At 65.4% G+C, this 22,946-nt stretch carries 13 protein-coding genes; 4 read left to right on the plus strand and 9 right to left on the minus strand.

What is annotated here, in order from left to right; all coding sequences use genetic code 11:
* Positions 1-15: 15 nt before the first annotated feature.
* Positions 16-1,179, minus strand: a complete 1,164-nt coding sequence (locus MJ643_RS08925; RefSeq protein ID WP_013973339.1) for an isovaleryl-CoA dehydrogenase — start codon at positions 1,177-1,179, stop codon at positions 16-18.
* Between the two features lie 321 nt (positions 1,180-1,500).
* On the opposite strand from MJ643_RS08925, the gene MJ643_RS08930 reads away from it, so the two are divergent.
* Entirely contained in the window at positions 1,501-3,183 is a 1,683-nt protein-coding gene (locus MJ643_RS08930) for an AMP-binding protein (protein ID WP_038409974.1), read from the plus strand.
* Positions 3,184-3,322: 139 nt separating this feature from the next.
* Here the strand turns inward: MJ643_RS08930 and MJ643_RS08935 are convergent, their stop codons facing one another.
* A complete protein-coding gene (locus tag MJ643_RS08935; RefSeq protein WP_003251307.1) occupies positions 3,323-3,484 on the minus strand; it encodes a hypothetical protein in 162 nt (53 codons plus the stop codon).
* A gap of 140 nt (positions 3,485-3,624) precedes the next feature.
* Here MJ643_RS08935 and MJ643_RS08940 point away from each other — a divergent pair, with 140 nt between their 5' ends.
* From MJ643_RS08940 to glgB, 3 genes are all read left to right on the plus strand, one after another.
* The gene (locus MJ643_RS08940) at positions 3,625-5,643 is read left to right on the plus strand and encodes an alpha-1,4-glucan--maltose-1-phosphate maltosyltransferase (protein WP_013973336.1); all 2,019 of its coding nucleotides are present in this window, start codon (positions 3,625-3,627) and stop codon (positions 5,641-5,643) included.
* A gap of 139 nt (positions 5,644-5,782) precedes the next feature.
* The gene (treS, locus tag MJ643_RS08945) at positions 5,783-9,100 is read left to right on the plus strand and encodes a maltose alpha-D-glucosyltransferase (protein ID WP_208209149.1); all 3,318 of its coding nucleotides are present in this window, start codon (positions 5,783-5,785) and stop codon (positions 9,098-9,100) included.
* Positions 9,101-11,311, plus strand: a complete 2,211-nt coding sequence (glgB, locus tag MJ643_RS08950; RefSeq protein ID WP_013973334.1) for a 1,4-alpha-glucan branching protein GlgB — start codon at positions 9,101-9,103, stop codon at positions 11,309-11,311.
* Between the two features lie 117 nt (positions 11,312-11,428).
* Here the strand turns inward: glgB and MJ643_RS08955 are convergent, their stop codons facing one another.
* From MJ643_RS08955 to treZ, 7 genes are all read right to left on the minus strand, one after another.
* Positions 11,429-12,505, minus strand: a complete 1,077-nt coding sequence (locus tag MJ643_RS08955; protein ID WP_013973333.1) for an autotransporter outer membrane beta-barrel domain-containing protein — start codon at positions 12,503-12,505, stop codon at positions 11,429-11,431.
* A 300-nt stretch (positions 12,506-12,805) separates the two neighbouring features.
* On the minus strand, positions 12,806-13,615 hold the full coding sequence (locus tag MJ643_RS08960; RefSeq protein ID WP_013973332.1) for an endonuclease/exonuclease/phosphatase family protein: 810 nt from the start codon (positions 13,613-13,615) through the stop codon (positions 12,806-12,808).
* 178 nt (positions 13,616-13,793) lie between these two features.
* The gene (gene glgX, locus MJ643_RS08965; RefSeq protein WP_013973331.1) at positions 13,794-15,947 is read right to left on the minus strand and encodes a glycogen debranching protein GlgX; all 2,154 of its coding nucleotides are present in this window, start codon (positions 15,945-15,947) and stop codon (positions 13,794-13,796) included.
* Positions 15,948-16,100: 153 nt separating this feature from the next.
* Positions 16,101-16,349 (minus strand): DUF2934 domain-containing protein, encoded by a 249-nt coding sequence (locus MJ643_RS08970; protein WP_013973330.1) that lies wholly within the window; start codon positions 16,347-16,349, stop codon positions 16,101-16,103.
* Positions 16,350-16,363: 14 nt separating this feature from the next.
* The gene (locus MJ643_RS08975) at positions 16,364-19,138 is read right to left on the minus strand and encodes a malto-oligosyltrehalose synthase (protein ID WP_013973329.1); all 2,775 of its coding nucleotides are present in this window, start codon (positions 19,136-19,138) and stop codon (positions 16,364-16,366) included.
* On the minus strand, positions 19,135-21,204 hold the full coding sequence (malQ, locus tag MJ643_RS08980; RefSeq protein ID WP_013973328.1) for a 4-alpha-glucanotransferase: 2,070 nt from the start codon (positions 21,202-21,204) through the stop codon (positions 19,135-19,137). The genes MJ643_RS08975 and malQ overlap by 4 nt, the downstream gene beginning before the upstream one ends.
* Complete coding sequence (gene treZ, locus MJ643_RS08985; RefSeq protein WP_024087394.1) at positions 21,201-22,943, minus strand: malto-oligosyltrehalose trehalohydrolase; 1,743 nt, start codon at positions 22,941-22,943, stop codon at positions 21,201-21,203. Before treZ ends, malQ begins: the two co-directional genes overlap by 4 nt.
* Positions 22,944-22,946: the final 3 nt, after the last annotated feature.

Raw genomic sequence — 22,946 nt, forward strand, 5'->3', positions numbered from 1 at the left:
GCCCGTCCCTTGTGCTCAGCGGGTTTCGTTGAACAGTTCGCGGCCGATCAGCATCCGGCGGATTTCGCTGGTGCCGGCACCGATCTCGTACAGCTTGGCGTCGCGCAGCAGGCGGCCTGCCGGGAATTCGTTGATATAGCCGTTGCCGCCGAGAATCTGGATCGCCTCCAGGGCCATTTGCGTGGCGCGCTCAGCGGTGTACAGGATCACCCCGGCGGCGTCCTTGCGGGTGGTCTCGCCACGGTCGCAGGCCTGGGCCACGGCATACAGGTAGGCACGGCTGGCGTTGAGCTGGGTGTACATGTCGGCGATCTTGCCCTGGATCAGCTGAAACTCGCCGATGCTCTGGCCGAACTGCTTGCGGTCGTGAATGTAGGGCACTACCAGGTCCATGCAGCTCTGCATGATGCCGGTCGGGCCGCCGGACAGCACCACGCGCTCGTAGTCCAGGCCGCTCATCAGCACGCGCACGCCACCGTTGAGCTGGCCGAGGATGTTTTCTTCCGGCACTTCGACGCCGTCGAAGAACAGCTCGCAGGTGTTGGAGCCACGCATGCCCAGCTTGTCGAACTTGTTGCTGCGGCTGAAGCCTTTCCAGTCACGCTCGACGATGAACGCGGTGATGCCGTGCGCGCCCTTTTCCAGGTCGGTCTTGGCATAGATCACGTAGGTGTTGGCGTCCGGGCCGTTGGTGATCCAGGTCTTGCTGCCGTTGAGCACGTAGTGGTCGCCGCGCTTTTCCGCGCGCAGCTTCATCGAAACCACGTCGGAACCGGCGTTGGGCTCGCTCATGGCCAGGGCGCCGATGTGCTCGCCGCTGATCAGCTTGGGCAGGTACTTGAGCTTCTGCTCGTGGCTGCCGTTGCGGTTGATCTGGTTGACGCAGAGGTTGGAGTGGGCACCGTAGGACAGGGCCACCGAGGCCGAGCCACGGCTGATTTCTTCCATCGAAACCACGTGGGCCAGGTAGCCCAGGCCGGCACCGCCGTATTCTTCCGGCACGGTGATGCCCAGCAGGCCCATGTCTCCGAACTTGCGCCACATGTCGGCAGGGAACAGGTTGTCGTGGTCGATTTGCGCGGCGCGCGGAGCCAGTTCGGCGGCGACGAAGGTGCGCACCTGGTCGCGGAGCATGTCGATGGTTTCGCCCAGGGCGAAGTTCAGGGTGGGGTAATGCATGCTGGGGGCACCTTCTTGTTCTTGAAATTGGGTAACACCGTGGCTCAAGGGCTATCCACCGGCCCTGTGGGAGCGGGTTTACCCGCGAATGCGTCAGCAGGGCCACCGTCATTGCCTGGATGATCGCATTCGCGGGCAAACCCGCTCCCACAAGGTCGGTGGTGCGCCGACAAACCCGATGTCGTTTTCACCTTTACGTTAACGTAAACCTGCATGCGCTCACTGTCAATCGACTCATCACCTTTACGTAAACGTAAATCTGCGCCAGAGTATTCCCGCTTGCTTCAGTCGTGCCCAGAACAACCACAAGAAGGGACACCCATGAGTCAACCAAGCTATACCCGCGGTCGCCAGGACCAAGCCTTGCTGACCCAGACCATCGGCCAGGCCTTCGACGCCACCGTGGCCCGTTGTGCCGACGGCGAGGCCCTGGTGTCGCGCCATCAGGGCCTGCGCTACAGCTGGCGGCAGTTGGCCGAGCAGGTCGAGGTGCATGCTCGTGCCCTGATGGCCCTGGGCGTGAACACCGGCGATCGGGTCGGTATCTGGTCGCCCAACTGCGCCCAGTGGTGCATCCTGCAGCTGGCCAGCGCCAAGGTCGGTGCGATTCTGGTCAACATCAACCCGGCCTACCGCGTGGGCGAGCTGGAATACGTGCTGCGTCAGTCCGGTTGCCGCTGGCTGGTGTGTGCCGATGCCTTCAAGACGTCCGACTACCACGCCATGGTCCAGGAACTGGCGCCGGAGCTGGCCAGCGCCGCCCCCGGTGAAATGGCCAGTGAACGCCTGCCCGACCTGCGCGGTGTGGTCAGCCTGGCCGCCAACCCGCCGGCAGGCTTCCTGCCTTGGCAAGCGCTGGCCGAGCGGGCAGGGCAGACCTCGACCGAGGCCTATGCGGCGCGCCAGCAAAGCCTGCAGTTCGACCAGCCGGTGAACATCCAGTACACCTCCGGCACCACAGGCGCTCCCAAGGGCGCCACGCTCAGCCACTACAACATTCTCAACAACGGCTTCATGGTCGGCGAAAGCCTGGGCCTGACCGCATGCGACCGCATGGTGATCCCGGTACCGCTGTACCACTGCTTCGGCATGGTCATGGCCAACCTCGGCTGCATCACCCATGGCAGCACCATGATCTATCCCAACGACGCCTTCGACGCTGAGCTCACCCTGCGCGCCGTGGCCGAAGAGCGCGCCAGCATCCTCTATGGCGTGCCGACCATGTTCATCGCCATGCTCGACCACCCCGCGCGCGGGCAAATGGACCTGTCGACCCTGCGCAGCGGCATCATGGCCGGCGCCACCTGCCCGATCGAGGTGATGCGCCGGGTCATCGACCAGATGCACATGGCCGAAGTGCAGATCGCCTACGGCATGACCGAAACCAGCCCGGTGTCACTACAGACCGGCCCGGACGACGACCTTGAGCTGCGCGTGACCACCGTCGGCCGCACCCAGCCGCAGCTGGAGAACAAGCTGGTGGACGCCGACGGCTGCATCGTCCCGCGCGGCGAGATCGGCGAGCTGTGCACCCGCGGCTACAGCGTGATGCTCGGCTACTGGGACAACCCCCAGGCCACGGCAGATGCCATCGACCCGGCCGGCTGGATGCATTCTGGCGACCTGGCGGTGATGGACGAGCACGGCTACGTGCGCATTGTCGGGCGCAACAAGGACATGATCATTCGCGGCGGCGAGAACATTTATCCGCGTGAGCTGGAAGAGTTTTTCTACACCCACCCGGCGGTGGCCGATGCGCAGGTGATCGGCATCCCGTGCAGCCGGTATGGCGAGGAGATCGTCGCCTGGATCAAGCTGCACCCGGGGCACAGTGCCACGGTCGAGGAACTGCAGGGCTGGTGCAAGGCGCGCATTGCACACTTCAAGGTGCCGCGGCATATCCGCTTTGTCGACGAGTACCCGATGACGGTGACCGGCAAGGTGCAGAAGTTCCGCATGCGGGAGATCAGTGTGGCGGAGATCTCGGCTTTAACTGCTGGTTGATGTATTGATGCTGCCGGCCCTTTCGCGGGTAAACCCGCTCCTACAGGTACAGCGCCGAGTTCGAAATCGGCGCGGTCCCTGTGGGAGCGGGTTCACCCGCGAAAGGGCCGGTCCTGCCTGCGTCGATCCTGGTCTACCCTTAAGCCTTCACCGGTGGTTCCTGGCTCGGCGGGTCGCCTACCGTCGGCGGCACGGTCGGCTTGATCGGCAGCTCGTCCGGGTCTTCCTCCGGCACGGGCGGCGGCAGGCTCGGGTCGTCGATGTTGGGATCGGGAGTCTCCGGTGGAATGGGAATGTTCATGGCCTGACCTCGCTTGGGTAATTGAAGAGGTGCTGCAGGCTTCGACCCCTCGCAGCTGCCGTTCGCTCAATTTTTTTGAACCCCACGCCTGTGCCCGGCTCTGAACCCTTACCGCCACCAGCCTGAGGGAGCAAGGTCCGATGTCACGAAACGAGCCCTTCGAAAGCGTGCCCATGGCCAACGATCACCCGGACCAGGCCATCAGCCTGTCCCAGGCGCTGCTGGCGCCGCGCATCGTGATCGAAGACACCCAACCCGTGCTCGAGGCCGGCACCTTCGCCGCCAAGGCCATCAGTGGCCAGCCGGTGGCGGTCAGCAGCAAGGTCTACAGCGACGGCCACGACCGCCTGGCCGTGATGCTCAACTGGCGCCAGGCCCACAGCCGGCGCTGGCATTGCGTGCCCATGCACTCGCCGGGCAACGACCTGTGGCTGGCCGAATTCACCCCCACTGAACTGGGCCCGCACCTGTTCAGCATCGAGGCCTGGATCGACCCGTTCGCTACCTACTGCCACGACCTGGAGAAGAAGTACCACGCCGGTGTCGAGGTCCGCTTGGAGCTGGAGGAAGGCCGATTGATGCTGGGCAAGGGCATCGAGCTGTGCAACGGTGCCCTGCGCGAGGAGCTCCAGGCGTTGCAGCAGCGCCTGCCCACGCTTAATGCCGACGACCAGGTGGCACTGTTTCTCGACCCCGCTACCGCCCGCCTGATGAGCGACGCCGAGCACCGCAGCTACCTGGCCCGCAGCCGCGAATTCCCCGTCGATGTCGACCGCCCGGCCGCGCAGTTCGCCAGCTGGTACGAGCTGTTCCCGCGTTCGGTCACCGACAGCCCCGAGCGCCACGGCACGTTCAACGATGTGCACGAGCGCCTGCCGATGATCCGCGACATGGGCTTCGACGTACTGTATTTTCCGCCGATCCATCCCATCGGCATGCAGCACCGCAAGGGCCGCAACAACGCCCTCACGGCGGAGCCCGGCGACCCGGGCAGCCCGTATGCCATCGGCAGCGCGGAAGGTGGTCACGAGGCGATTCACCCACAACTGGGCAGCCGCGACGACTTCCGTCGCCTGGTAGCCGCAGCGGCCGAGCATGGCCTGGAAATCGCCCTCGACTTCGCGATCCAGTGCTCCCAGGATCACCCCTGGCTCAAGGAGCACCCCGGCTGGTTCAGCTGGCGACCGGACGGCACCATCCGCTATGCCGAGAACCCGCCGAAGAAATACCAGGACATCGTCAACGTCGATTTCTACGCGCCCGAGGCCGTGCCCTCGCTGTGGCTGGCTTTGCGTGACGTAGTGGTCGGCTGGGTCGAGGAGGGTGTGAAGACCTTCCGCGTCGACAACCCGCACACTAAACCACTGCCATTCTGGCAATGGCTGATCGCCAATGTGCGCAGCCGGCACCCGGAGGTCATCTTCCTCGCCGAAGCCTTCACCAAACCGGCGATGATGGCCCGCCTTGGCAAGGTCGGGTACGCGCAGAGCTATACCTACTTCACCTGGCGCAATCACAAACAGGAACTGCGCGAATACTTCGAGCAGCTCAACCAGCCGCCATGGAGCCAGTGCTACCGGCCCAACTTCTTCGTCAACACGCCCGACATCAACCCGTACTTCCTGCATACCTCCGGCCGTGCCGGCTTCCTCATACGCGCTGCACTGGCCACCATGGGGTCGGGGCTGTGGGGCATGTATTCGGGCTTCGAACTGTGCGAAGGCACACCGCTGCCGGGCAAGGAGGAGTACCTGGATTCGGAGAAGTACGAAATCCGCCCACGCGATTTCAGCCAACCCGGCAACATCATTGCCGAGATCGCCCAGCTCAACCGCATCCGCCGGCAGAACCGCGCCTTGCAGACCCACCTGGGCGTGGCGTTCTTCAACTGCTGGAACGACAACATCCTGTACTTCGCCAAGCGCACGCCCGAGCGCGACAACTACATTCTGGTGGCAATCAGCCTCGACCCGCACAACGCCCAGGAGGCGCATTTCGAGCTGCCGCTGTGGGAGCTGGGGCTGGATGACAACGCCGAAACCCATGGTGAGGACTTGATGAACGGACATCGCTGGTCGTGGTACGGCAAGACCCAATGGATGCGCATCGAACCCTGGCATCTGCCGTTCGGTATCTGGCGCATCGAAAAGGCCCGCTAACGGTGGTTCGCGATCCACTGTAGGAGCGGGCTTGCCCGCGAACACCGGCACAGCAGGTGCCATACACCGCGGTGTCTGTTTCGCGGGCAAGCCCGCTCCTACAGGGGCCAGAGCAACCAGAAATTGAAAGGAGTCGCACATGGCCAAGCGTTCCCGCCCTGCAGCCTTCATCGACGACCCGCTGTGGTACAAGGACGCCGTCATCTACCAGCTGCACATCAAGTCGTTCTTCGATTCGAACAACGACGGCATCGGCGACTTCGCCGGCCTGATCAGCAAGCTCGACTACATCGCCGAGCTGGGCGTCAACACCCTGTGGCTGCTACCGTTCTATCCCTCGCCACGCCGCGACGATGGCTACGACATCGCCGAATACAAGGCCGTGCACCCCGACTACGGCAACCTGGCCGATGCCCGCCGCTTTATCGCCGAGGCGCACAAACGCGGCCTGCGGGTAATCACCGAGCTAGTCATCAACCACACCAGCGACCAGCACCCCTGGTTCCAGCGCGCCCGCCATGCCAAGCGCGGCAGCAAGGCACGGGACTTCTATGTGTGGTCGGATGATGACCAGAAGTACGACGGCACGCGCATCATCTTCCTCGACACCGAGAAGTCCAACTGGACCTGGGACCCGGTCGCCGGCCAGTACTTCTGGCACCGCTTCTACTCGCACCAGCCCGACCTCAACTTCGACAACCCGCAAGTGCTCAAGGCCGTGATCGGGGTAATGCGCTTCTGGCTGGACCTGGGTGTCGATGGCCTGCGCCTGGACGCCATCCCTTACCTGATCGAGCGCGACGGCACCAACAACGAGAACCTTGCCGAAACCCACGATGTGCTCAAGGCGATCCGCGCCGAAATCGACGCCAACTACCCCGACCGCATGCTGCTGGCCGAGGCCAACCAATGGCCCGAGGACACACGCCCGTACTTCGGCGAGGGCGAGGGCGACGAATGCCACATGGCCTTCCACTTCCCGTTGATGCCGCGCATGTACATGGCCCTGGCCATGGAAGACCGCTTCCCGATCACCGACATCCTGCGCCAGACCCCGGAAATCCCCGCCAACTGCCAATGGGCGATCTTCCTGCGCAACCACGATGAGCTGACCCTGGAAATGGTCACCGACCGCGAGCGCGACTACTTGTGGAACTACTACGCCGAAGACCGCCGCGCCCGCATCAACCTGGGCATCCGCCGCCGCCTCGCGCCGCTGCTGCAGCGCGACCGCCGGCGCATCGAACTGCTCACCAGCCTGCTGCTGTCGATGCCCGGCACGCCCACCCTGTATTACGGCGACGAACTGGGCATGGGCGACAACATCTACCTGGGCGACCGCGACGGCGTGCGCACGCCCATGCAGTGGTCGCCGGACCGCAACGGCGGTTTCTCCCGCGCCGACCCGCAGCGCCTGGTGCTGCCGCCGATCATGGACCCGCTGTACGGTTACCAGACCGTCAACGTCGAAGCCCAGGCCAACGACCCGCATTCGCTGCTGAACTGGACCCGGCGCATGCTGGCGGTGCGCAAGCAGCAGAAGGCCTTCGGCCGCGGCAGCCTGCGCACCCTCACGCCGAACAACCGGCGCATCCTCGCCTACTTGCGCGAGTACACCGACGCCGATGGCAACACTGAAGTCATCCTGTGCGTGGCCAACGTTTCCCGCGCCGCCCAGGCAGCTGAACTGGAATTGTCACAATACGCCGACAAAGTACCGGTGGAGATGCTCGGCGGCAGCGCCTTCCCGCCAATCGGGCAACTGCCGTTCCTGCTGACATTGCCACCCTACGCCTTCTACTGGTTCCTGCTGGCCAGCCACGACCGCATGCCCAGCTGGCACATCCAGGCCACCGAGGGGTTACCCGAATTGACCACACTGGTATTGCGCAAGCGCATGGAAGAACTGCTGGAGGCCCCCTCCAGCGATACCCTGCAAAGCGCCATCCTGCCGCAGTACCTGCCCAAGCGGCGCTGGTTCGCCGGCAAGGAAGGGCCGATCGACCAGGTGCGCCTTTGCTACGGCGTGCGTTTCGGCACCACCACCACGCCGGTGCTGCTCGGTGAAATCGAAGTGCTCAGCGAGGGTGTGGCTACCCGCTATCAGCTGCCGTTCGGCCTGCTGCCCGAAGAGCAGATCAGTACCGCGTTGCCGCAGCAGCTGGCCCTGGCGCGGGTGCGCCGTGCCCATCAGGTTGGCCTGATCACCGATGCCTTCGTCCTCGAGCCATTCATCCGCGCGGTGCTGCGTGCCTGTGAGGGCGGCATGCATCTGCCTTGTGGCAACGGCGAGGGCGAGCTGCGCTTCGAAAGCACGCAGCAGTTGGCGAGCCTGGCGTTGAACGACGAAAGCAGCGTGCGCTACCTCAGCGCCGAGCAGTCCAACAGCTCGGTGGTGATTGGCGACCAGGTGGTGCTCAAGCTGATTCGCCGGGTCAACCCGGGCGTGCACCCCGAGCTGGAAATGAGTGCCTACCTGACCGCCGCAGGCTTTGCCAACATTTCGCCGCTGCTGGCCTGGGTCAGCCGGGTGGACGAGCAGGGCGCGCCACACCTGCTGATGATCGCCCAGGGCTACCTGAGCAACCAGGGTGACGCCTGGGCCTGGACCCAGAACACCCTGGAACGGGCCATCCGCGACCAGATGGAGCCCTCCAGCCTCGACGCCGATGCGCACACCGATGCACTGGCCGAACTCACCGGCTTTGCCGCCTTGCTCGGCCAGCGCCTGGGCGAGATGCACCTGCTGCTGGCCGCACCGACCAACGACGAGGCCTTCCAGCCGCGCCCGAGCGATGCCGACGACAGCGAACGCTGGAGTGCGCAGATCAGTGCCGAACTCACCCATGCCCTCGACCTGCTGGCCCAGCACCGCGACAGCCTCGACAGCGAAAGCCAGGCGCTGGTCGACGACTTGCAGCAACAGCGCGACGGCCTGGCCCAGCACATCGCCAACCTGACCCGCCAGGCCCAGGGCGGCTTGCTGATGCGCGTGCACGGCGACCTGCACCTGGGCCAGGTGCTGGTGGTGCAGGGCGACGCCTACCTCATCGATTTCGAAGGTGAACCGGCCCGGCCGCTGCAAGAGCGTCGGGCAAAACACAGCCCGTACAAGGATGTCAGCGGCGTGCTGCGATCCTTCGACTATGCTGCTGCCATGATCTTGCGCAGCGCGTCTGCGGTCGACCTTTCCGACCCGGCGCGCCAAGCCCGGCAACGGGTTGCCAGGCAGTACCTGCACCAGTCGCGGCATGCCTTTGTCGAAGCCTATGGCCTGGCCACCGCGGCCATGCCGCACGCCTGGCAACAGGCCGAGGGCGAGCGTGTTGCACTGGAGCTGTTCTGCCTGGAAAAAGCTGCCTACGAAATCACATACGAAGCCGAGAACCGTCCGAGCTGGCTGGCCGTGCCTTTGCATGGCCTGCATGGACTGATCAGTACCTGGGGAGAGTCATAGATGAATGCAACCACGCGTGAAAACGGCGGCCTTCGGCAACGGGACCTCGACGCCCTGGCCCGCGCCGAGCACGCCGATCCATTTGCGGTACTCGGCCCCCATGGCGACGGCGCCGGCGGGCAGGTGGTCCGCGCCTTCCTGCCCAACGCCCTGAATGTGCGCATCCTGGCCCGGCATGACGGGCGCATCCTCGCCGAAATGGAGCAGGGCAGCCTGCCAGGGTTGTTCACCGCGCACCTCGATGAGGCACACCCGTACCTGCTGCAGATCGGTTGGGCCGGTGGCGAGCAGATTACCGAAGACCCCTACAGCTTCGGCCCGCAACTGGGCGACATGGACCTGTACCTGTTCGCCGAAGGCAACCACCGCGACCTGTCCGGGCGCTTCGGCGCCCAACCCATCCAGGTCGATGGCGTCGATGGCGTGTGTTTCTCGGTGTGGGCACCGAACGCCCGGCGGGTGTCGGTGGTGGGTGACTTCAACAACTGGGATGGCCGCCGCCACCCCATGCGCCTGCGCCACAGCGCCGGGGTGTGGGAGCTGTTCGTGCCGCGCCTGGGCGTGGGCGAAACCTACAAGTTCGAGGTGCTGGGCAAGGACGGCATACTGCCCCTGAAAGCCGACCCGCTGGCGCGCGCCACCGAACTGCCGCCGAGCACCGCATCCAAGGTGGCAGGGGCGCTCAGCCACGACTGGCAAGACCACGACTGGATGGCGCAACGCGCGCAACGCCATGCCTACAGTGCGCCGCTGTCGATCTACGAACTGCACCCGGGGTCGTGGCGCTGCGAGCTGGATGAGGCGGGCGAGGTCGGGCGCTATTACAACTGGCGCGAGCTGGCCGAGCGCCTGGTGCCGTACGTTCAGGAACTGGGCTTTACCCACATCGAACTGCTGCCGATCATGGAGCACCCGTTCGGCGGCTCCTGGGGCTACCAGCCGCTGTCGCTGTTCGCGCCCACCTCGCGCTACGGCAGCGCCGAGGACTTCGCCGCGTTCATCGACGCCTGCCACCAAGGGGGCATTGGTGTACTGCTGGACTGGGTACCGGCGCATTTCCCCACCGACGAACACGGCCTGGCGCGTTTCGACGGCACCGCCCTGTACGAATACGACAACCCGCTGGAGGGCTACCACCAGGACTGGAACACGCTGATCTACAACCTTGGCCGCAACGAAGTGCGCGGCTTCATGATGGCCTCGGCGCTGCACTGGCTGAAGCACTTCCACATCGATGGCCTGCGTGTCGATGCAGTGGCCTCGATGCTGTACCGCGACTATTCGCGCAAGGCCGGCGAATGGGTGCCCAACCGCCACGGCGGGCGCGAGAACCTGGAAGCCATCGACTTCATCCGCCACCTAAACGGCGTGGCGGCCCATGAGGCCCCGGGCGCGCTGATCATCGCCGAGGAGTCCACCGCCTGGCCCGGCGTCAGCCAGCCGACCCAGCAGGGTGGCCTGGGCTTTGCCTACAAGTGGAACATGGGCTGGATGCACGACACCTTGCATTACATCCAGAACGACCCGGTGCACCGCACTTATCATCACAACGAGATGAGCTTCGGGCTGATCTATGCCTATTCCGAGCACTTCATCCTGCCCATCTCCCACGACGAAGTGGTGCACGGCAAGCATTCGCTGATCGACAAGATGCCCGGCGACCGCTGGCAGAAGTTCGCCAACCTGCGTGCCTACCTCACCTTCATGTGGGCGCATCCGGGAAAGAAGCTGCTGTTCATGGGCTGCGAGTTCGGCCAGTGGCGTGAGTGGGACCACGATGGCGAGCTGGACTGGTACCTGCTGCAGTACCCTGAGCACCAGGGTGTACAGCGCCTGGTCGGCGACCTCAACCGCCTGTACCGCGAGGTGCCGGCGTTGCACGAGCAGGATTGCCAGCCGCAGGGGTTCCAGTGGCTGATTGGTGACGATGCGCAGAACAGCGTGTATGCCTGGTTGCGCTGGAGCAGCAGTGGCGAGCCGGTGCTGGTGGTGGCCAACTTCACCCCGGTGCCGCGCGAGGGGTATCGCATTGGCGTGCCGTTCGGCGAGCGCTGGCAGGAGCTGTTGAATAGTGATGCAGAGCTGTATGCCGGGTCCAATGTCGGCAATTTGGGGGTGGTGGAGAGTGACCAGATAGCCAGCCATGGGCAGCCGCAGTCGCTGGCCCTGAACCTGCCGCCGCTGGGTGTTCTGATAATGAAACCAGCCTGATGTGTTCCCAGTACTGGCCTCTTCGCGGGTAAACCCGCTCCCACAGGTATTGCACAAGCTTCAGACCCTGTGCGGTCCTTGTGGGAGCGGGTTCCCCCGCGAAAGGGCCGACCCTGCCTACCACCGCATCCGCACCCCAAGGCTGCCAATCAACCCGTTCAGATCATTGTCGTCGACGTCACTGCTGTAATCGGCACTGACAAACAGCGCCACCGTGGGTGTCACCCGCGCCACCAGCCCCAACCCCAGTTCCACCGTGGTCGAGTAGCGCGAGCTGGAGATCTTGTCGACCTGGTCCAGCTTCACCTCATCGGCATTGCTGAAGTCATACCACACGTTGGTCCGCACATAGGGTTCGATCGGCATGCCGCGTACTTCATAACGCCCGGACAGCCTGGCGCCGACCCGACCGCTCCAGCTCGGCTGGCTGTCGAAGGCCTGCAAGGTCTCTTCCTGCGCCCGGCTGCCGGGGAAGAACTGCTGGTTGATCAACTGTGCCTGTGGCTCAATCACCCAGCCGCCACCCAGGCCGATGGGGATGCCGCCTTCCAGCGAGAAGGTCATCGCGTGGCCGCTGTCGTCCAGTCGCTGGCCGTTTTCGCCTCGACCGTTGACGTCGATGCGTGAACCCATGGCCACGGCATCCAGGTGCCAGCCCTGTTCATGGGTCATGCTCCAGTACACCCCCAGGCTTTCGCCGCTGAGGTTCACGGCGTTGCGTTGCTTGTCGCCCAACAGCTGGCGCATGCCGTTGAAGTTGGTCTGCAGGTTGTTTTGCCCCACGAAGATCCCCGCGCGGTGCACATTGCCCGCTGCAGTTTCACGCACGAACAGGTCCGGGCCGATCATCAGTTGCTGGCTGGGGGCCTCCAGCTGGTCCGGAGGCTGCGCGCCACTGCGCGCGGTGGTGGGGAAGAACTGCGCCCACTGGCTGGCGACCAGGTCCGGTGCAGGCTGCCCATGGCGTTCGCTCATCTTTTGCGAGAACGCGTTCAAGGTACCGATACTCAAGCCACTGGCGCTGACCGGGTCGAGCGTAAGCTGTGGTACTGCCGGTTGGTGCAGGAAGCCGGGCGAGGTCGGGTCGTCCTGCAGTTCATACGCGATAGTTTCCACCGGGGTTGCCAGAAGCAGCGACGTGGAAACCGCGTAGAAAATGCTTTCGAAGCGCAAGGGGTTCGAGGTGCTTTTCATGGCGGATCTCCTTTGTTTTGGTGTTACAGCCCTAGGACCTGGCCTGTTGTCACGAGCTGTACGGCAAAAACAGTGGGCGACCCAAACCAGCACGCCTGGCTTTCTGCAGCGCGCACGAAGGCGCGAGCTAGAGGCCCTGCGCGAGATCATTACTGCTAGATATGTTCAGCTAAGGAGAGGGCGCCGCTTGCGTCAAGAAAGCGTGAAGGATGTGTTCAGGTTCCGTGGCTTTGTTCAACTTGTTGAATCACAAGATAATTCGGCTAGGTATAGCCAGGTTCGCTATTTGCCGTGCTGCGGCTATGAAGAATGATTGCTAAGCCTGACTTCGACCGACAACGGCAGGTGGTCCGACAGGTGCGACCAAGGTTTGTGCCCCAGAATCCGCGGCCCATGGCTTTCGGCGTTGCGCAGGTAGACACGGTCCAGGCGCAACAGCGGCAGCCGCGCAGGATAGGTGCGGGCCAGGTGGCCATGGTGGCGTTCGAAGGCCTCGTGCAGGTCACGCTGCAGGCCCAAGGTGCGGTTGCCGTGGGATTTCCAGTCGTTGAAGTCGCCAGCGATGATCACCGGGGCGTCGGTGGGCAAGGATTCGAGCAGCTTGCGCAGCAGTTGCAGCTGCTTCTGGCGGTGGCTTTCCAGTAACGACAGGTGCACGCAGATGGCATGCACCTGATGCTGGCCAGGCACGTCGAGGACGCAGTGCAGCAGGCCACGTCGTTCGGGGCCGGTGATCGACACGTCGAGGTTGCGATGTTCGATGATCGGGTATTTGGACAGCAGCGCGTTGCCGTGGTGGCCGTCGGGGTAGACCGCGTTGCGCCCGTAGGCGAAGTCGCTCCACATGCTGTCGGCGAGGAACTCGTACTGCGAGGTCTGCGGCCAGCCGGGGTAACGCGCGGCGTGGCGGTCGTGGCTGCCGAGCACCTCCTGGAGAAAGACGATGTCGGCCTGGGTGCTGCGCACCGCCTCGCGCAGTTCCGGCAGGATGAAGCGCCGGTTGAAGGCGGTGAAGCCCTTGTGGGTATTCACCGTCAGCACCCGCAGCCGCTTCACGGCCGGGGCCTGGTTGACACTGGCGAAACCTTTACTGCCGGCTTCGGGGTTCACGGTTACTCCTCGGTCAACGGGTTTGCGCGGATCCTTGTAGGAGCGGCCTTGTGTCGTGATCGGGCCGCGCAGCGGCCCCGTTTGTCAGCACCAAGGCAAGAATAGCTGGGGCCGCTGTGCGGCCCGATCGCGACACAAGGCCGCTCCTACACAAGGGACACATACCAGCGTTTCAGGTTCACTCCTCATCACGCTGCAACACCATCAGCAGCAACGACCGCCCCTTCACCTCGAAGGTGCTGTCGAACTGCAGATGCTGCCCCTTGCGCAGCTCTGGCCGGTCGGTATCGACCAGGCAGCTCCAGTAATCCCCCTCGGGCACGGTTGGCAGCTGGAACGGCACGATGTCATGGTGGGCATTGACGATCAGCAGCACGGTGGCCTCGGCGCCTGGCCTGGCAATGCCGCTGACCTGGGCACGGCCATCGATCAACATGCCCAGGCAACGCCCGTGCGGGTCTTCCCATTGTTCCACGCTCATCTCGTTGCCATCCGGTGCCAGCCAGGTCACATCCTTGACGCCGATCGCCTCATTGTAGTCGCCAACCAGGAAGCGCGAGCGACGCAGTACCGGGTAGGCCAGGCGCAGGCGGGTGAGGCGCTTGACGAAAGCCAGCAGCTCTTTGCCCTCCTGGTCCAGGTCCCAGTTCACCCAGCCGATCTCGCTGTCCTGGCAATAGGCATTGTTGTTGCCGTGCTGGGTACGGCTGAACTCATCGCCGGCGACGATCATCGGCGTGCCCTGGGCCAGCAGCAGGGTAGCGAAGTAGTTGCGCATCTGGCGCATGCGCAGGGCATTCACGGCCGGGTCGTCAGTTGGCCCCTCGACACCGCAGTTCCATGACAGGTTGTTATCGGTGCCGTCCTGGTTGTTCTCGTCGTTGTCCTCGTTGTGCTTGTGGTTGTACGACACCAGGTCGCGCAAGGTGAAACCGTCGTGGGCGGTGACGAAGTTGACCGAGGCATAGGGACGCCGGCCACGGTTGTTGAACATGTCCCCCGAGGCGGTCATGCGCGAGGCAAAGTCGGCCAGTTGGCCTTCGTCGCCTTTCCAGAAGGCGCGCACGGTGTCGCGGAAGCGGTCGTTCCACTCTGCCCAGCCCGGGGCAAAGTTGCCCACCTGGTAGCCGCCCGGGCCGCAGTCCCATGGTTCGGCAATCAGCTTCACCTGGCTCAGCATCGGGTCCTGGCGGCAGGCGACGAGGAAGCCGTGGCGTTCGCTGTAGCCGTCGTGGTAGCGGCCAAGGATGGTCGCCAGGTCGAAGCGGAAGCCGTCCACGTGCATTTCGCCGGCCCAGTAGCGCAGCGAGTCGGTGACCAGCTGCAGCACGCAGGGGTGGCTCAGGTCCAGGGTGTTGCCGGTGCCGGAATCGTTGATGTAATAGCGCTTGTCGTCCGGCATCAGGCGGTAGTACGAGGCGTTGTCGATACCGCGCATCGACAGCGTGGGGCCGCGCTCGTTGCCTTCGGCGGTGTGGTTGTAGACCACATCCAGGATCACCTCCAGCCCGGCGTCGTGCAGGTGTGCGACCATTTCCTTGAACTCGGCGATCTTGCCGCTGGCCAGGTAACGCGGGTGGGGCGCAAAGAAGGCGATGCTGTTGTAGCCCCAGTAGTTGTTCAGGCCCTTGTCCAGCAGGTGCTGGTCGTTGACGAAGGCGTGAATCGGCAGCAGCTCGATGCTGGAAACGCCCAGCTCCTTGATGTGCTTGAGCAACTCGTCATTGGCCAGGCCGGCGAAGGTGCCGCGCAGTTCTTCCGGCACCGCTGGGTGGCGCATGCTGATGCCACGGGTGTGGGCCTCATAAATGATCGTACGCTCCCAGGGGATCTGCACGCGCTGGTCGCGGCCCCAGGTGAATGCAGGGTCGATCACCTTGCACTTGGGCACGAAGGGCGCGCTGTCGCGCTCGTCGAACGACAGATCGCCGTCGGGGTGGCCGATGGTGTAGCCGAACAGTGCTTCGGACCATTGCAGGCTGCCGACCAGTTGCTTGGCATACGGGTCGATCAGCAGTTTGTTGGGGTTGAAGCGGTGGCCGTTCTCCGGCTCGTACGGGCCGTGCACGCGGTAGCCGTAGACCAGCCCTGGGTGAGCGTCAGGCAGGTAGCCGTGGTAGATCTCGTCGGTGTATTCGGGGAGCTCGATGCGTTCGATTTCGTGCTCGCCGGTGGAGTCGAACAGGCACAGCTCGACCTTGGTGGCATTGGCCGAGAACAGGGCAAAGTTGACCCCAAGGCCATCCCAGGTGGCGCCGAGGGGGAAGGGCAGGCCTTCGCGGATACGCGACGGGGCGACCGAGCGGGTTTTCTTCGGGGTGCGGGGGCTCATGGCGGTCCTCTGTGGCCGTGGTGGTGGAGGGAGCTGCGTAGGCCTGTACCGGCCTCTTCGCGGGTGAACCCGCCCCTACAGGGATAGCGCCAGGCTTGAGGATGACGGTGTACCTGTGGGAGCGGGTTTACCCGCGAAGAGGCCGGTGCAGGCTCAACCGGCAGCCGGCTTTTTCACCGCCCGGGGTTTCTTCACAGCCACGGCCTTCTCAACCGGTTCAGCCGCTACCTTGGGCTTGGCCGGGGCCCGTTTGCGCGGCGCCGCCTTGGGTGCCAGTGCCTCGGCTTCGGCCAGCTTGCGAGCCATGTCCCAATGGCGGTCTTCCTGGCCGACGGGCTTACCCTCGGACTCCCAGATCTGGTAGGCAAATTCGCGGATACGTTTTTCATCAACACTCATCATGACGCTCCTGATGTTCAAGATTGTTGTATCAGCAGGTTGACCGGAAACTCCGCCAGCACGGCGCTCAACATCAGCTCCTTGGAAGAGCTGACCGCAGCACTGGGGAAAAGTCCCGTCGAGTTGGCAGGCGACAAGGCAAACGGCAGGTTTACCCGGGTGTCGTCCCAGTTCTGTGCCGGGATCAGGGGTGTCGGTGCACCTGCCAGCAGGGTACTGGCCAGGCGTGGCGCGATGATGACGGCCCGTTCGCCCTCGCCAAGGCGAGCGAACGCGATCACCTTGTCGGCATGCCGACCCTGCACGGTCAGGGGCAGGTAGGCGCCACGACGGAACAGCTCGGCATGGGCCTGGCGGCAGTCCAGCACCCGGGCGATCAGCGCCTGCTTGAGGCGGCCATCGCGCCAGTGCTCCAGCAGCTCGGCAACCGGCGTTGCATCGTCCAGGGTGCGACGCCGGCACGCGTAGTCCACGGCGCGCCGGTTATCCGGGTCGACCAGGCTGAAATCCCAGTATTCGTTGCCCTGGTACAGGTCCGGTACGCCCGGCGTGGTCATGCGCAGCAGGGCCTGGACAAGGCCGTTGAGGGCACCGGGGCAGGCCAGCAGGTGCGCGGCGTCGGCCAGCGACTTGCGCAGCTGCTGGTTCTCGCCGTCCAGCAGCAGGCCATCGATGTAGCGGGCACAGGCGCTTTCGTAGGCTTCGTTCGGCGCGCTCCAGCTGCTGCGCAGCTTGGCCTCGCGCAGGGCTTTCTGCTGCCACTGGCGAATGCGTTCGGCGTACTGGCCAAGGGCGTTGACATCGTGCAGGTCGAGGTCCAGCGGCCAGCTGCCCAGCAAGGTCTGCAACAGCATCAGCTCGTCGCCGGGGCTGGGCGCCAGGCCGTCATCCAGTTGCGTGCGCAACGGCGTGGCCAGTTCGCGCCAGTGTTCCATTCGGCTGGCCAGCCACGGGCCGCGCTCGCTTAGCACGGCCAGGCGCGCACGGGTGTCTTCGCCGCGCTTGTGGTCATGGGTGGCGCTGGCCAGCAGGTTGTCGGGGAAGTCGCGCAGGCGCCGCTGGGCCTCGTTGTGGAAGTGCTCGAGCGGGGCGCTGAAACGCTCGGCGTCGAAGCCCACATCGTTGCGCGACAGCAGCCGCGCGCTGCGGTAGAAGGCGGTGTCTTCCACGGCCTTGGCGGCGCTGGGCGCGGTCAGCTGCTGGAAGCGCACGCAGGCGTGGCGTAGCTGCTTGCGCGCCCGGCCTGCTGGCAGGCGGCGCCAGGCTTGCCCGCCCAGCCATTGTTGCAGGTGCTCGAGCAGTGGCCAGTCGGCTTCGCCGAGGTCGAGGCGGGCATTGGCCAGGGCCTGCTGGAAAAACCCTTCGTCTTCTGCCGGGCGCCCGCAGGCATTGAAGTAGGTGCGATACACCGGGTAATGCGCCACCAGCGCCTGCAAGGCACGGCGAATCGCGCCCAGGGTCAGGTCGCGGGTCATCAGGTCGTTGCGCGCCACCTGCAACAGCGCCTGGGCCACCGACTCGCAGTCGCCGGCCAGGCTGGCATTGAGCACCAGGTGGCGGGCCTGACGTACTTCTTCGGGGAAGTCGGGGCGTTCGCTCACATTGGCCCACAGCTCGGTCAGCGCTGCTTCGCCTGCCGGGTCGTGCTGCAACAGCGAGACCTGGTTCATGAACTCATAGCCGGTAGTGCCATCGGTAAGCCAGTCGCGGTGCAGGTGCTCGTTGGCGCCGAGGATCTTCTCCACGTAGATCGGGAAATGCTCCAGGGCGGCATTCAACGGCCGCCGTGCCAGCAGGCCATCGACCCGTCGGCGCAGCTTGCGGCAGTAACCGCGCGGGTCGGCCAGGCCGTCGATATGGTCGATGCGCAGGCCGTCCACCAGGCCACGCTCGATCAGTTCGAACAGCTTGGCGTGGGTGGCCTCGAACACCACCGCGCGTTCCACCCGCAGGCCGCCCAGCTCGTTGATGTCGAAGAAGCGCCGCCAGTTGATGTCGTCGGCGGCGGTACGCCAGCTGGCCAGGCGATAGGTCTGGCGTTCCAGCAGCAGGTGCAGGCGCTTGAAGCCATTCTCGCTGCGGCTGTCGAACGCCACCAGAGCCGATTCGAGGTCAGCGCCTTCGCCCGCCAGGCGCGCCAGTTCAGCTTGCAGGGGCAGGGCGTCGGCCAGCGGCGTGGCCGATGCGCTCAACGCGGTGAAGCGTTCGGCCAGGGCCTTGAGCGCCGGCTCCGGGCTGAGGGCGAGAATCCAGCCATAATCGACCGGGCAGATCGGGAAGCGGTGTTGGTAATGGGCGACCTGCAGCAGCCCATGGTGCTTGTCGAACTCGAGCGGTATCTCGCCATTTTTCAGCGCCACGCCATAGTCGCTGGCGAGGAACGGCAACAGCAACTGGCCGGCCAGCAGTGGGTCGCTGGAGTGCCACTGGATGTCGAAGAACTCTGCATACGGGCTGCGCCGACCCCAGGCCAGCAGGCTCTGCCACCAGGGGTTGTCGGCACCGCCCACGGCCATGTGGTTGGACACCGTGTCGAGGATCAGCCCCATGCCGTGCTGACGCAGGGCGGCGACCAGCCGTTGCAGCGCCGCTTCGCCGCCCAGCTCGGGGTTGACGCAGGTCGGGTCGACCACGTCGTAGCCATGGCGGGAGCCGGCGCGGGCCTTGAGGATGGGCGAGGCATACAGGTGGCTGATGCCCAACTGGGCGAAGTACGGCACCAGCGGCACGGCGTGATCGAGGGTGAAGTCACTGTGAAACTGCAGGCGCAGGGTCGCGGTCAGCGCTTTCATCGGTCACGCTCCCAAGCCTGTTCGCGGGCCTGGGCCAGCAGTTCCAGGCGCCGCGCAGCGTCTTCGTCGTCGAGCAGTTCACGTACCGGCCGGGCAAAGCGTCGGCGCCAGTTGGGGTGGCCGGAGGTGGTGCCCGGCAGGTTGGGTTGCTCGTCACAACCCAGCAGGTCTTCCAATGGCACCAGCACCAGCGGTGCGCGGGTGTGGCCAACGTAACGGATGGCAGCGTCGATCAGCGCGTCGTTGTTCGGCAGCGTGCCGTAGTTGGCCTCCAGGGTGCGGCGCAAACCATCGTGCTCCTTCTGCCGCTCGTGGCGCCAGTGCAGTTCGGTGGCAGCATCGATCAGTTGCAGGCGGTGGCTCCAGTCGATGTCGCGGTTTTCCAGCCAGCCGGCCAGCGGCGCCAGGTCGTGGGTGCCGGTGGTGGCCAGGGCGTTGTCCGGCCAGTCGAGAATCGGCTTGAAATGGCCGGGCTGGGTCTGCTCGAAGGGCAGCACGCGCATGCCCAGCACGGCCTTGGCTGCCAGTTGCTCGCGCAGGCCGTCCGGCACGGTGCCCAGGTCTTCGCCGAGGATGATTGCCTGGTGGCGCACCGACTCCAGGGCCAGCAGGCGTAACAGATCTTCCAGCGGGTAGTTGAGGTAGGCGCCTTCGCTGGGCTTGGCCCCCTGCGGGATCAGCCACAGCCGGCGCAGGCCCATGACATGGTCGATGCGCAGGCCGCCGGCGTGGGCGAGGTTGGCCCGGAGCATTTCGATGAAGGCGCGGTAGCCGTTGCGCTTGAGGCCTTCGGGCGAGAAGGCGCAGATGCCCCAGTCCTGGCCGGCACGGTTGAGGATGTCGGGCGGTGCGCCTACCTTCAGGCCTGCCAGCAGCTCGTCCTGGCGGCTCCAGGCCTGGCTGCCGGCACCGTCGGCGCCCACCGCCAGGTCAGCGATCAGGCCGACCGCCATGCCGTTGCCGCGCGCTGCTTCCTGGGCGCGTTGCAGGCCCCGTTCGGTCAGCCATTGGCAGAAGGCATGGAACTCGACCTTGGCCGGGTAGGCGTTGGCGAAGGCCTCCACTTCCGGGTGGTATGGGTCGTGCCAGGCCTTGGGCCAGTGGCGCCAGTCGGCGCCCAGGCCATGCTCCACGGCTTGCGCCTGCAGCACTTCGAAGCGGCAATGGTGCTCCAGCGCCTGGCCACCGGCTTTGCGGAAACTGTCGAAGTCCTTGCGTAGCGGGTGGTCGCCCTGGCTGAAGCCCTGGTACAGGGCTTCGAGCAGGCGCTGTCGGGCGCTGGCGGCACGTGGCCAGTCTACCAGCGGGCCTTGCTCAAGGTCTTCGAGCTGTTGCTCCAGGCCGCAGGCTTCGATGGCCACGCGCACCTCCCGCTCGCCCAGCAGCGCGGCTGGGCTGGCGTACAGGGTATTGAGCAGCAGGCGGCTGGAAGGCGAGTAGGGGCTGTAGTGCGTCTGGTCGAGGGCCGACAGGGCGTGGATCGGGCTGATGGCCAAGGCATCGGCGCCGCGTTCGGCAGCCGCGCGGGCCAGTTGTTCCAGGGCCAGGCAGTCGCCATAGCCGCCATCGCCGGGGCGGCGCAAGCTGTACAGCTGCACCGCCAGGCCCCAGCAGCGCGGTGGCGGCTGTTGCACCCGGTCTTCAAGGCTGTGGCAGCGCAGCGGGGCCACGGCCACGGTGAAGCGGCGGCTGTCGATTTCCACCTGGTGGTAGCCGATGGGTAGCGCGCCGGGCAGGCGGGCCTGGTCGTCAAGGCTGAGGGTGAGGGCGCTGTGGTCCTCCAGGGTGCAGTGCGCGACGCTGGCGGCGCTGAAGTAGCGCGCCAGTGCCAATGGCTGGCCTAGGTCGGCGGTCAGCAGCGGCGGCAGGTGCTCACTGTCTTCGGCAGCGTCCACGGCGCGCAGGCTGGCGGCGATGGCGGCGTCATCGTTGGCAGGGTGGCCAAGGCCTTCAAGTATGTTGCGCAGTACCTCGTCGCTGACACGCTGGGGCCGGGCATTGGCGTCGATCCAGTCGCGGCTCAGCCCGACGCGGCTCGCCAGACGGTGCAGGGCGGTTTCGCTCATGGGCGCTCCTGGGCAGGGGGAAGCAGGCTGACCACGCAGCTGTAGGCGGCCAGATGGGTATCGGGGTGCCGGGTGTCGCTGCTGTCGAACAGGCGGTTGGCCGGCGCAGGCAACTCGACCACCTGCGGGGTGTCGGCCAGGTTCAGGTCGATGCGCAGGGTTGTGCCATTGCCCAGGCACCAGCGTGCGGTCAGGGCCTTGTCGCCGTGTACTTCGGCACCCAGCGCACGGCTGCCCGGCAGGTGCGGGATCACATGGCGGCGGCGCAGTTCGAGCAGGTGCTGGTAAAGGCCGTGCCAGCCGGCGATCACTTCCTTGCCTTGCGGGCGGGAGGCCTCGAAGGTCTGTTCGGCGTTGGGGTCGGGGATGCGTTGGCGCTGCTCGGGGTCGGCGAAGGCGGCGAAATGGGCGAACTCGCCGCGCCGGCCTTCGCGCACGGCGTCGGCCAGCTGGTCATGGAAGTCGGTGAAGAACAGGAACGGCCGGCAGCTGCCATCGTCGTCGCCCATGAACAGCAGCGGAATCATCGGCGCCAGCAGCAGCAGCCCGGTGGCCGCCCGCAGCGCCTGCGGTGGGCACAGGCGGGTCAGGCGCTCGCCCAGGGCGCGGTTGCCGACCTGGTCATGGTTCTGCAGGAACAGCACGAAAGCGCTGGGTGGCAGGTGCGCGCTGGGCTCGCCGCGGGGCGTGCCATGGCGGTTAGCCTGGCCCTGGAACACGAAACCTTCGGCAAGGCAGCGGGCCAGCTGGTCGATGGGGCGCTGCTGGTAGTCGGCGTAGTAGCCTTCGGTTTCGCCGGTCAGCAGCACATGCAGGGCATTGTGGCCGTCGTCATTCCACTGGGCGTCGAAGCCTTGCTCCAGCAGGAAGGCCTGGTTGTGTTCGTTCTCCAGTACCAGCCATACGTGGCGGCCCGGTTCCACCGCAGCGCGTACCCTTTGCGCCAGCTCGACCAGAAAGTCGGGCTGGTCGATGGCGTGCACGGCATCCAGGCGCAGGCCGTCAAAGCGGTAGTCGCACAGCCACATCAGGGCGTTCTGGATGAAGAACTCGCGCACCTGCGGGCGACGGAAGTCGATGGCTGCGCCCCAGGGGGTCTGCCGGTCTTCGCGGAAGAACGGGCTGGCGTACTGGTGCAGGTAATTGCCGTCAGGGCCGAAGTGGTTGTACACCACATCGACCAGCACCATCAGCCCCTGGCCATGTGCCTGGTCGACCAGCGCACACAGCTGTTCGGGGCTGCCATAGGTGTTTTGCGGCGCATAGGGCAACACGCCGTCGTAACCCCAGTTGCGCTCGCCGGGGAACTGCCCCAGCGGCATCAGTTCGACGGCACTGATGCCCAGTTCGGCCAGCCGCGGCAGTTGCCGGGCGACCCCGGCGTAGCCGTCGAGCAGGCCGACATGCAGCTCCTGGATGACCGCCTCGTGCCAGGGCCGGCCTTGCCAGGGGTGTCGCCAGGCATAGCTGGCCACATTCACCACCTGGCTCGGCCCCTGCACGCCATCGGGCTGATAGCGCGAGGCCGGGTCGGCCACCTTCAGTGCACCGTCGATACGGTAGTGGTAACGGTCACCGGCCTGGCACGGGGCCACGCCGGTGAACCAGCCATCATCGTCGGGCAACAGCTCGATGGCCGGCTGCTGCTCCAGTTCCACGCTCACGCTGCGCGCATCCGGGGCCCAGAGGGCGAAGCGCGCCGACGTGGCGTCCAGCAGGTGTGCGCCATGCCTGTGCATCTT

Source organism: Pseudomonas sp. PNPG3, from assembly GCF_023093815.1.
Taxonomy (GTDB): domain Bacteria; phylum Pseudomonadota; class Gammaproteobacteria; order Pseudomonadales; family Pseudomonadaceae; genus Aquipseudomonas; species Aquipseudomonas asiatica.